Origin of the sequence: Streptomyces sp. NBC_01635, assembly GCF_045209715.1 — a bacterium.
GTDB classification, from domain to species: domain Bacteria; phylum Actinomycetota; class Actinomycetes; order Streptomycetales; family Streptomycetaceae; genus Streptomyces; species Streptomyces hirsutus.
The window spans coordinates 7,420,219-7,432,715 of record NZ_CP109277.1 but is presented as its reverse complement, the minus strand read 5'-3'; the positions used below and the strand labels follow the sequence as shown (position 1 = coordinate 7,432,715).

At 71.8% G+C, this 12,497-nt stretch carries 12 protein-coding genes and 1 pseudogene; 7 read left to right on the top strand and 6 right to left on the bottom strand.

Annotated elements, in window-relative coordinates; all coding sequences use genetic code 11:
• Positions 1–83: 83 nt before the first annotated feature.
• Entirely contained in the window at positions 84–743 is a 660-nt protein-coding gene (locus OHB56_RS34555; RefSeq protein ID WP_406357659.1) for a winged helix-turn-helix transcriptional regulator, read from the bottom strand.
• Between the two features lie 89 nt (positions 744–832).
• On the opposite strand from OHB56_RS34555, the gene OHB56_RS34550 reads away from it, so the two are divergent.
• Both OHB56_RS34550 and OHB56_RS34545 read left to right on the top strand, forming a co-directional pair.
• Positions 833–2,041 carry a pyridoxal phosphate-dependent aminotransferase gene (locus tag OHB56_RS34550; protein ID WP_326755649.1) on the top strand — a complete coding sequence of 403 codons (1,209 nt, stop codon included), beginning with the start codon at positions 833–835 and terminating at the stop codon, positions 2,039–2,041.
• Positions 2,042–2,085: 44 nt separating this feature from the next.
• Positions 2,086–2,412 carry a hypothetical protein gene (locus tag OHB56_RS34545; RefSeq protein WP_406357657.1) on the top strand — a complete coding sequence of 109 codons (327 nt, stop codon included), beginning with the start codon at positions 2,086–2,088 and terminating at the stop codon, positions 2,410–2,412.
• 766 nt (positions 2,413–3,178) lie between these two features.
• On the opposite strand, the gene OHB56_RS34540 is transcribed toward OHB56_RS34545, so the two are convergent.
• Positions 3,179–4,519, bottom strand: a complete 1,341-nt coding sequence (locus OHB56_RS34540) for an MFS transporter (protein ID WP_406357655.1) — start codon at positions 4,517–4,519, stop codon at positions 3,179–3,181.
• A gap of 308 nt (positions 4,520–4,827) precedes the next feature.
• The gene (locus OHB56_RS34535) at positions 4,828–5,619 is read right to left on the bottom strand and encodes an IclR family transcriptional regulator (protein ID WP_326755646.1); all 792 of its coding nucleotides are present in this window, start codon (positions 5,617–5,619) and stop codon (positions 4,828–4,830) included.
• 138 nt (positions 5,620–5,757) lie between these two features.
• Here OHB56_RS34535 and OHB56_RS34530 point away from each other — a divergent pair, with 138 nt between their 5' ends.
• On the top strand, positions 5,758–6,432 hold the full coding sequence (locus OHB56_RS34530) for a hypothetical protein (RefSeq protein ID WP_406357653.1): 675 nt from the start codon (positions 5,758–5,760) through the stop codon (positions 6,430–6,432).
• 67 nt (positions 6,433–6,499) lie between these two features.
• On the top strand, positions 6,500–6,922 hold the full coding sequence (locus tag OHB56_RS34525) for an acyl-CoA thioesterase (RefSeq protein WP_326755644.1): 423 nt from the start codon (positions 6,500–6,502) through the stop codon (positions 6,920–6,922).
• Positions 6,923–7,058: 136 nt separating this feature from the next.
• On the opposite strand, the pseudogene OHB56_RS34520 reads toward OHB56_RS34525, so the two are convergent.
• Positions 7,059–7,219, bottom strand: a pseudogene (locus OHB56_RS34520) (IS630 family transposase); the annotation flags it as partial.
• A gap of 143 nt (positions 7,220–7,362) precedes the next feature.
• Here OHB56_RS34520 and OHB56_RS34515 point away from each other — a divergent pair.
• From OHB56_RS34515 to OHB56_RS34505, 3 genes are all read left to right on the top strand, one after another.
• Positions 7,363–8,073, top strand: coding sequence for a VanZ family protein (locus tag OHB56_RS34515; protein ID WP_406357651.1), 711 nt, complete (start codon positions 7,363–7,365; stop codon positions 8,071–8,073).
• Between the two features lie 67 nt (positions 8,074–8,140).
• Positions 8,141–8,842 carry a response regulator transcription factor gene (locus tag OHB56_RS34510; RefSeq protein ID WP_406357649.1) on the top strand — a complete coding sequence of 234 codons (702 nt, stop codon included), beginning with the start codon at positions 8,141–8,143 and terminating at the stop codon, positions 8,840–8,842.
• Positions 8,835–9,914: a sensor histidine kinase gene (locus tag OHB56_RS34505; protein ID WP_406357648.1), complete on the top strand. Its 1,080-nt coding sequence runs from the start codon at positions 8,835–8,837 to the stop codon at positions 9,912–9,914. The genes OHB56_RS34510 and OHB56_RS34505 overlap by 8 nt, the downstream gene beginning before the upstream one ends.
• A 204-nt stretch (positions 9,915–10,118) precedes the next feature.
• Here the strand turns inward: OHB56_RS34505 and OHB56_RS34500 are convergent, their stop codons facing one another.
• Both OHB56_RS34500 and pucL read right to left on the bottom strand, forming a co-directional pair.
• Positions 10,119–11,498, bottom strand: coding sequence for an 8-oxoguanine deaminase (locus OHB56_RS34500; protein WP_326755640.1), 1,380 nt, complete (start codon positions 11,496–11,498; stop codon positions 10,119–10,121).
• Between the two features lie 75 nt (positions 11,499–11,573).
• Positions 11,574–12,494, bottom strand: a complete 921-nt coding sequence (gene pucL / locus OHB56_RS34495; RefSeq protein WP_326755639.1) for a factor-independent urate hydroxylase — start codon at positions 12,492–12,494, stop codon at positions 11,574–11,576.
• Positions 12,495–12,497 lie beyond the last annotated feature (3 nt).

The following is a 12,497-nucleotide window of genomic DNA, read 5'->3' as shown; positions in this document are numbered from 1 at the left end:
GCCCGCCCTGTGCGGGCCTCCTCCCGTTCACGGCCGCGCCTCCCCTTCGCGACCGTGCCACCCGGCACGCCTCCCTCAGCCCGTCACGCCTCGCTCAGCGCCTTGGCGAGCGTGCCGTCGCCGCTCACCGCGATCCGCCCGTCGCGTACCGCGCCGGCGACGGTCGACTCCCCGCGGCTGATCGCCGTACAGGTGCCGGTGTCGAGGACCAGCGTGGCGTCGGGTTCGCCGGGGGCGGGCCCGTCCCCGTAGACCGGCCCGTCCTCGGCGCCGACGCGCAGGTGGAACAGCCCCTCCTCCAGCCTGACTTCGACCAGGCCACCCCCTCCCGCGCCCTCCCTCGCACCCGCACCCACGGCGTCCAGGGCGCGCAGCAGGGGCAGCGCGAACCAGTGAGCCCGCACCGCGTCGGTGGGCCGCCGCTCCCCCAGCGCCGCCTGCCCCCACGCACCGAGCGCTTGCAGCACGGGCAGCAATGCGCGCCCCCGGCCGGTGAGTTCGTACACGTAGGCCGCGCCGGGCGGGGGCAGCCTGCGCCGGGTGGTCAGCCCTTCGCGTTCCATGTCCTTCAGCCGTGAGGCCAGTACGTCCGTGCTGACGCCGGGGAGGTCCGCGTGCAGGTCGGTGTAGCGTCGCGGGCCGGCGAGGAGCTCGCGGACGATCAGCAGGGTCCAGCGGTCGCCGACGGCGTCGAGCGCGCGGGCGGCGGAACAGTACTGGTCGTAGCTTCGGCGAGGTGACATGCGACGCAGTGTAGACAAGTCGTTGGACTTTCCAAGTGGTCACTTGGTAAAACCAAGCAACACGAGATCGGCGTGAGGGGAAGCGGCCCATGGAGTTCCGGCAGTCGAGCAAGCTCAGCGAGGTCTGTTACGAGATCCGCGGCCCGGTCATCGAGCACGCGAACGCGCTGGAGGAGGCGGGGCACAGCGTGCTGCGCCTGAACACCGGGAATCCGGCCCTGTTCGGCTTCGAGGCGCCGGAGGAGATCCTCCAGGACATGATCAGGATGCTGCCGCAGGCGCACGGCTACACCGACTCGCGGGGCGTCCTCTCCGCCCGCCGCGCGGTGGCCCAGCGCTACCAGACCCTGGGCGTGGAGGTCGACGTCGACGACGTCTTCCTCGGCAACGGCGTGTCCGAACTGGTGTCGATGGCCGTCACGGCGCTGCTGGAGGACGGCGACGAGGTCCTCATCCCCGCCCCCGACTTCCCCCTCTGGACGGCGGTGACCACCCTCGCGGGCGGCAAGGCGGTCCACTACCTGTGCGACGAACAGGCCGACTGGTACCCGGACCTGGACGACATGGCGTCGAAGATCACGGACCGTACGAAGGCCGTGGTCATCATCAACCCCAACAACCCGACCGGTGCGGTCTATCCGAAGGAGATCGTCGAGGGCATCCTCGATCTGGCCCGCCGGCACGGCCTGATGGTCCTCGCCGACGAGATCTACGACCAGATCCTCTACGACGACGCCGTGCACCACTCGGCCGCCGCGCTCGCCCCCGACCTGGTCGTCCTCACCTTCTGCGGGCTGTCGAAGACGTACCGCGTGGCGGGCTTCCGCTCCGGCTGGCTGGTGGTCACGGGCCCCAAGCAGCACGCGAAGAACTACCTGGAGGGCCTGACCATGCTGGCCTCCATGCGCCTGTGCGCCAACGCGCCCGCCCAGTACGCCATCCAGGCCGCGCTCGGCGGCCGCCAGTCCATCCGCGAGCTGACCGCCCCCGGCGGCCGGCTGCACGAACAGCGGGACACGGCCTGGCGGATGCTCAACGACATCCCCGGCGTGAGCTGCGTCAAGCCCAAGGGCGCCCTGTACGCGTTCCCGCGCATCGATCCGGCGGTCCACAAGATCCACGACGACGAGAGGTTCGTCCTCGACCTGCTCCTGCGGGAGAAGATCCAGGTGGTCCAGGGCACCGGCTTCAACTGGCCCACCACCGACCACTTCCGCATCCTGACCCTCCCCCACGCGGATGTCCTGGAGACGGCGATCGGCCGGATCGGGCGCTTCCTGAGCGGATACCGGCAGTAGGGCACGCGGGAACCGCCGACGGAACGACCGCGTCGGATCAAGGTATGAGAGACGAAAGACAGGGCTGTGCGGGCATCTTCCTGGCGGCCTCGGGCGCCGTGGTCGCGGTGCTCGCCTGGGCGCCGCGGGCGCGGGTCAGCGTCGACGGCGGGTTCGAGGGCATGCACCGGGACCTGAGCGTCCTCTACGTCGACCTCCCGCTCATCGCCGCCGGCGGCGCGCTCGTCCCGCTCGCCGTCTGGCTGCTCACCCTGCGTGCGCTGCGCCGCCCCTGGCTCTCGGCCGTGATCGCGGCGAGCGCCCTCGCCCTCGGGATCTGGGGCCTGCTCAGCTGGTGGACGCCCTACCAGCGACCCGAGTTCATGGGTTAGGCACCCCTGCAGGGGACGCGGGAAGGCGAGGTCCCGGCGAGGCCCTCGCCATCTCGCCCCCAGGACGGCCTCGCACCACACCGACTGCCTTCGCGGCCCTTTCCGGTCGGCGACGGCTCGCAGGTAGCTGACGCCGCTCAGTTCCTCGGCCACCGCCCAGAACCGCCCGCTTACAGCCGGATCGGCCGCCTCCCGGCTGAGTCGGGCCTCGGTGACCCGGCCGCGCGTTTCCCCGAATCCGGACGGTCCGAAGAACTGGCCGCCCCGCACACCGGGGCAGGTCGCGGCGCGCAACCGGGGCAGCGCGCCCCGCTCCACCGGCTGCGTGACCGGCAGGCCGGCCCCGCGCGATCACCTGCCCGGGCCGGCCGCGGTGCTCCCAGGCACGCGGAGTCAGGTGGGTGCCGGTGAGACCGGTGCGGCCTCACACCGTGCCGTCGGGTGCACGACGTCACCGTACGCCCGCTGTACGGCTCTGTCCGGGCCGTGACGCGTGACGCCCCGCACCGGCGGCGAGTTGAGCACGGGCGGCACAGGGAGGTGTGGGGCATGAGCGTAGAGCCGTACGGCGCGGACGAGGAGTCGGCGGCCGCATCGGCCGGTTCCTGAGCGGATACCGTCAGTGGCGCGGCCGGTCGGCCATGCTCAGGCCGTACACGGCTTCCCGTACGGTCCGGGCAGGTCGCCGGCAGTGAGACTCCTCCCACCTGACGAGGACGCCCCGCCTCCTGCTGGAGACGGGGCGTCGCGCTTCGCGGCGGGGGTGTCAGGCCCGGCGGTGGGGGATGGCGAGGAGGGCCGCGGCGCTCAGGGCGGCGGCTGCGGCGAAGACGTAGAAGACCGTGGTCGGGCCGAGGGAGGCCGTCAGGATCCAGCCGCCGAGCAGCGGCGCCACGATCGCGCCGGCGCGCCCGAAGCCCGAGACGTAGCCGAGTGCCGTGGCCCGGATCGAGGCCGGGTAGCTGGACGCCACCCAGTCGTTGAGCACGGTCAGGGACGAATGGGCACCGACACCGGCGAGCGCGGTCAGGCAGAGGACCACGACGGTGTTGCCGCCCAGCGACAGGCCGAGGACGGCGACCGAGGAGAGCGCCGCGCTGCCGATGGTGACGAAGCGCGGGCCGATCCGGTCGGCGACGGCGGCGATGGCGAACGAGCCGATCACGGCACCCAGGTTGAGCACGAGCGTGAACTGCAGCGCCGAGCCGAGCGGGTAGTCCATCTCGCGCATCAGCTGGGTCAGCCAGGTGTTCAGGCCGTACCAGGCCAGGAGCACCGCGAAGTTGGCGACGACGAACAGCACGGTGGTGCGGGCGCGGCCGTCCGACAGCACGGAGCGGGCCGGTGAGGGGTTCTTCGCCTCGGCCGTCGGTCCGCCGGACGCGAGGCTTCCGCCGGTCCCGGGACTGCCGACGGACGCCGTCGAGGGAGTGGCTCGGGGGTCGGGGGCGTCGGCCGCTCCGGGCCGCGAGTCCGGCAGCAGGGCGTACACGCCGGCGAACACCAGCGTCGACAGCGCCGCGCCGACACCGAACAGGCCGCGCCAGCCGAGGGAATCGCCCCACGCGGCGGCGGTGAGCGCGGCGAGCACGCCGCCGACCGGAACGCCCGCGAGGACGATGGTCGCGACCAGCGCGGAGCGGCCGCGCGGCGCGTACTCCTTCGCGAGGGCCACGCAGGACGGCATCACACCGCCCATGCCGATGCCGGCGAGCAGCCGGAAGAGACCGAACTGCCAGGGCGTGGCGGCGACGGCACAGCCGACGGTGAACAGGGTGAAGATCACTCCCGACGCCAGCACGAGACGACGCCTGCCGAGACGGTCGGCGAGGGGCCCGCAGACGATGGCGCCGATGAGCATGCCCAGATAGACGAGGCTGCCGAGAGTTCCGGCGAGGGACTTGTCGAGGCCCAGATTCGAGTCGGCGAGCATCGACGGCATCGCCACGCCGTAGACGATGAGGTCGAACCCCTCGACCGTGATCGCCGCCGTACACAGGGCGACGACCGCACGGGTCAGGGCGCGGGTGCGCCGGTCCGTCGGATCCGGGGCGGGGGGCCGGGCGGAAGCGCGGGCGGGAGCGGGTGCTTGAACATCAGTGGTCATGCGGCCACGTCCTGTCGCGGAGAGGTGGGGGGAGGGGAGCCGGGCGGGCCGCGATGCGGAGCACCGACACGGTGGGCGGCTCCGCAGACCCCGGTGTCCTCCCGGCGACAAGCGAATGACCCATCGGTGTCCAGAATGGAAGCAGCCCCGTTGCGCAGAGAGCAATGAAACTGTCCAGTAGTTCCGCTCTGCGGTACAAGGGGAGGAATCTTTTTGCACTACGGGCCTGCCGCCGTACCATGCTCCCCCGCTTCGGCCGGGTGCGTACGAGGACCCCGGCCGCCGGACGCCGGTCGGCGGCCGCCGGCTCAGAGTGCCGCCTCCATGCGGCGCACCGCCTCCCCGAGCACAGCGGCCGCGTCACCGAGGCGGGCGCGGGTGAAGCGCAGCGAAGGAGCCGAGACGATCATCGCCGCCACGGCGCGGCCGCCCGGCTCCCGCACGGCGGCGCCCACCGCGGAGATGCCGCGCTCGGTACCTCCGATATTGACGGCGTAGCCCCGCCTGCGGACGGTCTCGAGCGTGCGGTGCAGTGTCTCGGGGTCGGTGTCCGCCTGCGCGGTGCTCCGGGTGCCGTAGATGTCGGCGAGTTCGGAGACGCCCAGGTCGGCGAGGAGCGCCTTGCCGCCGGCGGAGAGGTGCGCGGGCAGGCTCACGCCCGTGCGGCTGCCGACGCGCAGTGCGTGCGTTCCCTCGATGCTGTGCAGGATGCGCGTCTCGGCCCCGGCCCGGACCGACAGGTGCACCGTCTCTCCGAGCTGCCCGTTGAGCCAGAGCATGTGCGGCCGGGCGGTTTCCACGAGGTCGTACTCGGAGCGCTGGGACATCCCCAGGCGGTAGAGCGTGGGGCCGGGCCGGTACACCTTGTCGGCGCCCTGCACCGCGAAGCCGCGGCCGCGCAGGGTGGAGAGCAGACGATGAGCCGTGGACCTGGCCACACCCAGCTCGTCGGCGGCCTCGCTCAGCCGCACGCGCCCCTGTTTGCGGAGCAGGAGCAGCAGGGAGAGGGCGTTCTCCACGGATTCCAGGCCTTGCGCGGGCTTGCCGCCCGCGCTCCGCGGTTTCGCTCCGGGCCGCGACGTACGTTCTGAGTTCTCCACAGCGGAATTCTACGACCGGCTCAGGAAGCGGCACGCATCGCGCCGAAGCTCCGGACGCCGGGAGTGTCAGTGTTCGGTCGTAGTCTTCGAAAGGGCCGGAAAGGCCGGACGGACGGTCGGGGACCGGGGGTGGGTGCGGTGACGAGAGCGTTGGGCGCGGGGCTGCGGCGGGTGGTGCAGGCGGCCGATCCGGTCAGTGGGCGGCTCAAGGGGACCGAGGCCCAGCTTGCGGGGCTGGTCGAGCGAGGGCTCGCGTTCCGGCACCCCCGTGCGCCGCACGGTCACTTCCTGACGCCGGCGGGGCACCGGATACGGGAGGGGGAGGACGACGCGGAGGGAAAGAGCGGCCCGGAGCCAGAGGGCGGGGCCTCCGGTGGCAGGGCCTCCGGCAGCGGGACCTCCGGCGGGGTGTTCGCCGCTCGGGTCGGTGGGGAGGAGGGGGCGGCCGAGGGCGGGGCCGCGCGGTTGCGTGAGGTACGGAGTGCGTGGCAGGGACTGCTGGAGTTGCGGCGCATGTCGCACCCGGACGGTGCCACCGACCGGCCCTGCGGCTGGGAGCGCGGCCATCTCGTACAGGCCGCCGCGCTCGCCCTGGAAGCCGCGGGGCATCGTCCCGCCGGAGAGGGTGCCGGGGCCGGCGGCTACCGGGTGCGGGAGACGCCGCAGCCGGAGGCCGTCGCCGTGTACGAGGCGGACGGCGGGGCGCTGCGGGCCTGCGCGGCCACCCTGGAGGCGGCGGGCTGGCAGGCCGGGGAGTACACGGAGCCGCGGACGCGGGCCCGGTACCTGCTGGCCTCCCCGCGCCGCGCATGAGGGGACGTGCCAGGATCGGTGCTCGACGCAGCGAACCGAGCAGGCATGAAGGGGCAGTGAGGCAGGAGTGAGCGAGCCGTTTTCCGTCCGGGTGACCGTGCGCGGATACGAGACCGATGTGCAGGGTCACCTCAACCAGGCCGTGTACCTCAACTACGCGGAGCACGCGCGCTGGGAGCTGTTCCACAAGGCGGGGATCACGCAGTCCGCGCTCGCCGCGCGGGGCGTGGGGCCGGTCGTCCTGGAGACCACCATCCGCTACAAGCGCGAGCTGCTCGCCGGCGAAGAGGTCGATGTGACCTGTGCCTTCTCCTGGAACACCGGCAAGACGTTCCGCGTGGAGCAGGTCATCACCAAGGCGGACGGCACGGTCTCGGCCGAGATCACAGGCGTCGCCGGTGCGCTGGACCTCAAGCAGCGCAAGCTGCTGCCGAACCCGCAGGACATCTTCCGGGAGCTGGCCGAGGATCCGGGCCTGTTCGGCCTGTAGAACCACGGAAGCGACGGACGAGACGTACGAGACGTACGAGACGTACCGACAGGCAAACCGTCGGACGGCTGCCGGCCGTACCGGGGGCTCCCCTCCCGGTACGGCCGCACGTCGTTCCGGCCGGGGTGAGGGCCGGGTGGACCTTGGGGTCGAAGTGGCCGGTGAGCCGGTCCAGGAAACGGCACACCACCTCGTCGGTGAAGCTCCCGGTGAGGACCATGAAGTGCGTCCGGCCCTGGTGCTGATCGCCGGCATCACGTTCACCGAGAACCGGTTCCCGCTCCGCCGCACCTGCGGTAGCCGGGCCGGCGCGATCACCAGCGGCGGGACCGTCTCACCGCCGGCTTGCGCCGGTTCCTTGGTGCCGGGGATTCCGTGTATCGCGGGCGTATCGAAAATCGCATACGCCACCGCAACGCCCCTCCGTCTCCAATGAAGGCGTGAACCACAACGCATCCCTGTCAGCACCGCCCCGCCGCACGCGCGGGATCGTGCTCCTCAGCCTGGCGTTCCTCGGCGTGGCGAGCGCCGCGTTCGTCATGCGGCGACCGCTCATGATGTCCGCTCCGATGTGCATGGCCGGGCGGTGGCACGGCTGCTTCGACACGTTCAACGGTGTGGTGCTCATCACGTTGGTCACGCTGCCGTTGGCCGCGCTGGTGGTGTGGGCCCTGGCGCGCCGTCGGCGTGCCGCCGGCGTCACCTCGGCGTGGCGGATGTCGCTGGCCGAGGTGGGCATGGTCCACGGGACGGTGCCGTTCGTCTGGATGACCATGATGCCGGGCGCCGGGGCCGGCACCGTCCCCGGCCGGGTGAGCCTGGTACCGCTGCGGGACCTGCTCACGATGGGGCCGCTCGGGATCGTCGGCAACCTGCTGGTCTTCGCGGCGCTGGGGTTCTTCGCCCCGATGCGGTTCGCGGCGCCGGCGTCCGTGCCGCGGATCCTGGCGCTCGGGGCGGGCTGCTCGGTCCTGGTCGAAACCGCACAGTACGTCCTGCGGCTGGACCGGGTGTCCTCCGTGGACGACGTCCTGGTCAACGCCGCCGGCGCCGTGCTGGCCGCGCTGGCGTCGCGCCGCTGGTGGCGCACCACTGCGGAAGCGTCGTCGGACCAGCCGCGCCCCGCGCCGGTGCCGGCACCGGCAGGCTGAGTCGCGTGTCCGGTGTGCACACGTCTGTGCACACGTCGGCGCTATACGTGTTGCTTAGGCTTCAGGCATGCGCGTACTGATCGTGGAGGACGAGCCCTACCTGGCCGAAGCCGTCCGTGACGGTCTCCGGCTGGAAGCGATCGCCGCCGACATCGCCGGCGACGGCGACTCCGCCCTGGAACTGCTCGGCGTCAACTCCTACGACCTCGCGGTCCTCGACCGCGACATCCCCGGCCCCTCCGGCGACGAGGTCGCCCGGCGCATCGTCGCCTCCGGCAGCGGCATCCCGATCCTCATGCTCACCGCAGCCGACCGGATCGACGACAAGGCGTCCGGGTTCGAGCTCGGTGCCGACGACTACCTCACCAAGCCGTTCGAGCTGCGGGAGCTCGTCATGCGGCTGCGGGCGCTCGACCGCAGGCGCGCGTACGCCCGGCCCCCGGTCCGCGAGATCGCGGGCCTGCGCCTCGACCCCTTCCGCCGGGAGGTCTTCCGCGACGGACGCTACGTCGCGCTCACCCGTAAACAGTTCGCCGTGCTCGAAGTCCTCGTCGCCGCCGAAGGCGGGGTCCTCAGTACCGAAGAGTTGTTGGAACGGGCCTGGGACCAGAACGCCGACCCCTTCACCAACGCGGTCCGCATCACCGTCTCCGCATTGCGCAAACGGCTCGGCGAACCATGGATCATCGCCACGGTGCCGGGTGTCGGCTACCGCATGGACACCGGCCCCGGCCCCGGCACCACCCGCCCCGGCCGTACGCATGCATAGGCGCCCAGGGCTCAGCGTCCGCCTGAAACTCACCCTCAGCTACGCCGGGTTCCTCGCCGTCGCCGGCGCTCTCCTGCTGGCCGTGGTGTGGGTGTTCCTGCTGCGCTACGTACCCGACAATCCCAAGGGCCTTCTCGGGGTCTCACCCAACCGCTACCTCCTGGTGCGCGTCTTCGCCCCCGCCGCGGCCGTGGCGATGGCCTTCCTGCTCGTGTTCGGCCTCGTCGGGGGATGGATCCTCGCCGGCCGGATGCTCGCACCGCTCACACGGATCACGGACGCGGCGCGGACAGCCGGGAACGCGTCGCTGTCCCACCGGATCCGCATGGAAGGCCGCCAGGACGAATTCCGTGAACTCTCCGACGCGTTCGACAGCATGCTCGAACAACTCGAGTCGCACGTCGCCGAACAGCGGAGGTTCGCCGCGAACGCCTCCCACGAACTGCGCACCCCGCTGGCCATCTCGCAGACGCTGCTCGACCTCGCCCGCAGGGACCCCACGCGGGACCGGGACGAGCTCCTCGCACGCCTGCAGGCCGTCCATACGCGCGCGATCGACCTCACCGAAGCCCTCCTGCTGCTCAGCCGCAGCGACCGCGGGACCTTCACCCGCGAGAGCGTCGACCTCTCCCTCGTCGCCGAAGAGGCCGCCGAAACCCTGCTCCCCCTCGCCGAACAGCGCGGGATCACGCTCGACGTCACCGGCGGAGCGGCACGGACCGGCGGCTCCGCGGAGCTCCTGCTGCGGATGATGACGAACCTCGTCCAGAACGCCATCGTCCACAACCTCCCCGCCGGCGGCACCGTGACGGTCCACACCGAAGCGCGGGGCGACGCGAGCGTGGTGCGGGTCGAGAACACGGGTCATCCGCTCCCGCCGGAACTGGTGCCGACCCTCACCGAACCCTTCCAGCGCGGAACGCAGCGCGTACGCACCGACGGGCACGCCGGCGTGGGCCTCGGCCTCGCCCTCGTGCACAGCATCGTCCGCGCCCACGACGGGACCCTCGGCCTCGTCCCCCGCCCCGCCGGCGGTCTCCTCGTCACGGTCCGGCTTCCCGCCATGCCGTAGGCATCGTCCCCGGGCGGGGCCGTACGTCACCTGTGGCGCGGAGGCCACTTCCGCCCCGGGGTCTTCCCCGCCGTGCTGCCCCGGCTGTGCGACGAGGTGGGCAGCCCTGGCGTGAGACAGTCCCACCCCACAGGGCGGCCTGAGGACATGGCGGGCCCTCCCGGGACAACCCGGGCGGGCCGGTGCCCCGTTCAGGACCCGCGCTCAGTCCTGTGCCGCGATCGCGGCCAGCCGCCGGGCCTGCGCCCGGGTGGTGCGGGCGATCTCGTCCTCGTCGGCCGTGCGCAGCCGGCCGCCCTCCACGATCTGGCGGCCGTTGACGAACGACGCCGTGACCGGCGCCGGCGCACCGAGGACCAGCGCGGCCACCGGGTCGGCGATGGAGGCGTGGGCGAGGGTGTCCATCCGCCACAGCACCAGGTCGGCGAGCTTGCCCGGCTCCAGCGAGCCGATCTCCGCCGCCCGGCCCAGGACCCGGGCGCCTCCGTGGGTTCCCAGACGCAGCGCCTGACGCACCGTCAGGGCGGCCTCGCGGTGCGGACCGAGGCGGTTGACGAGCAGGGCGTTGCGCAGTTCGGTGTGCAGTTCGCCGGACTCGTTGGACGCGGTGCCGTCCACGCCGAGGCCGACCGGGACCCCGGCGGCCAGCAGGTCGGGAACGCGGGCGATCCCGGCGGCGAGGCGGGCGTTGGAGGAGGGGCAGTGGGCGACGCCCGTCCCGGTGCGGGCGAAGGCGGCGATGTCGGAGTCGTCCATGTGGACGCAGTGCGCCATCCACACGTCCTCGCCGAGCCAGCCGGTGGACTCGAAGTAGTCGGTCGGGCCCCTCCCGAACAGTTCGTGGCAGAACTTCTCCTCCTCCACCGTCTCCGACCCGTGCGTGTGCAGGCGCACGCCGAGACCGCGCGCCAACTCCGCTGACTGCCACATCAGTTCGGTGGAGACGGAGAACGGGGAGCAGGGTGCCACGGCGACCCGGGTCATGGCGTCGAAGGAGGTGTCGTGGTGCTGCCGGACGGTCTCCTCGGTCGCGGCGAGGGCGTCCTCGATCGTCTCCACGGCGAAGTCCGGGGGCAGGCCGCCGTCCTTCTCACCGCGGTCCATCGAACCGCGGGCCAGGGTGAAGCGGACGCCCATGTCGCGGGCGGCGCGGATGACGGCGCCGGACAGGTCGCCGGAGCCGCGCGGGAACACGTAGTGGTGGTCCACGGCGGTGGTGACACCGCCGCGGGCCATCATCGCGAGGGAGCCCCGGGCGGCGGCGTGCACCATCGGCTCGTCGAGGCGCGCCCAGGTCGGGTACAGCGCGACGAGCCAGTGGAACAGGTTCTGGTCGGTGGCCAGTCCCCGGGTGAGCCACTGGTAGAAGTGGTGGTGGGTGTTGACCAGACCGGGCGTGGCCAGGTGACCGGTGGCGTCGATGCGGCGGACGACGTTCTCCAGGCCCTCGGGGGCCCCGCCCGCGCCGAGTGACTCGATGCGGTGGCCGGCGAGGACGAGGTGTCCGGAGGCGTACTCGGTGTCCTTCGCGTCGACGGTCGCGATCGCGCAGTTCTCGATGACGATGCGCTGGACTGCTTCCATGGTTCGTCTCTCCACTCGCTCCGCACGCTCCACTCGCTCCGCACGTTCCCTTTGTTCTCTTCGCTCTCTTCGTTCTCAGAGGTTGGTGAGGTCCGCCGGTATGAGCGCCTCGCAGCCGTCGCGCAGGATCGTGGCTTCGATCAGGCCGTAGGGGCGGTCGGACGCGAAGTACACGGTGCCGTCCGCGCTGTCGTCGTCGAGCCCGAAGGGTTCCAGGTCCACCTGGAAGTGGTGTCTGTTGGGGAGGGAGAAGCGGACCTCGTCTATCTCCTCACGGTGCTCGATGATCTGCGCGCCCATCCGGTACATCGTCTGCTGGAGGGACAGGGAGTACGTCTCGGCGAAGGCCTGGAGCAGGTGCCGTCTCGTCCGCACGTAGGACGTCTCCCAGTCGGGCATCGGCTGCCCGTCGTCGGTCCAGTTGAACCGCCAGCGGGCGGCGACCGAGGTGGCGAGGACGCGGTCCCGGGTCTCCTTCAGGGTCGTGTACCTGTCCTTGACGAAGCCGTGGAACTCGGAGTCGGTGGAGTTCAGCACCTCCAGGTCCTTCAGGCCCGAGACGATCTCCCACCGCCCGCCGTCGTAGGTGACCTGCGTGAGCCGGGTCTCCCGGCCCCTGCGGACGAAGGAGTGCTCGCCGCGCTCCCGCTGGTGGGTGCCGGAGGTGGCGATCCTGTCCCAGGCGTATTCCTCGACGCGGATGCGGGCCCGGTGGATGGGCTCCTGGGAGGTGACGAAGTGCCGGGCGAGGTGGATGCCGAACTGCTCGGCGGACTCGATGCCGTGCTCCTTGGCGAAGGCGAACACGGTGTTCTTGGTGGTGTCGGTCGGCAGGACGTTGGCGTTGGAGCCGGAGTAATGGACGTCCTCCATGTCGCCGGACAGGGCGACGGAGACGTTCAGGTCCTTGATGTGGTGGGTGGCGCCGTTCCTCGTGATCCTGACGACGCGGTTCTCCGCTTTGCCGTACTGGTTCGGGCCGAGAATCGTGGGCATGTC

Coding starts and splice junctions, on each gene's coding strand:
- OHB56_RS34555 (WP_406357659.1), bottom strand. CDS start 743: ATGTCACCTCGCCGAAGCTACGACCAGTACTGTTCCGCCGCCCGCGCG.
- OHB56_RS34550 (WP_326755649.1), top strand. CDS start 833: ATGGAGTTCCGGCAGTCGAGCAAGCTCAGCGAGGTCTGTTACGAGATC.
- OHB56_RS34545 (WP_406357657.1), top strand. CDS start 2,086: ATGAGAGACGAAAGACAGGGCTGTGCGGGCATCTTCCTGGCGGCCTCG.
- OHB56_RS34540 (WP_406357655.1), bottom strand. CDS start 4,519: ATGACCACTGATGTTCAAGCACCCGCTCCCGCCCGCGCTTCCGCCCGG.
- OHB56_RS34510 (WP_406357649.1), top strand. CDS start 8,141: ATGCGCGTACTGATCGTGGAGGACGAGCCCTACCTGGCCGAAGCCGTC.
- OHB56_RS34505 (WP_406357648.1), top strand. CDS start 8,835: ATGCATAGGCGCCCAGGGCTCAGCGTCCGCCTGAAACTCACCCTCAGC.
- OHB56_RS34500 (WP_326755640.1), bottom strand. CDS start 11,498: ATGGAAGCAGTCCAGCGCATCGTCATCGAGAACTGCGCGATCGCGACC.
- pucL (WP_326755639.1), bottom strand. CDS start 12,494: ATGCCCACGATTCTCGGCCCGAACCAGTACGGCAAAGCGGAGAACCGC.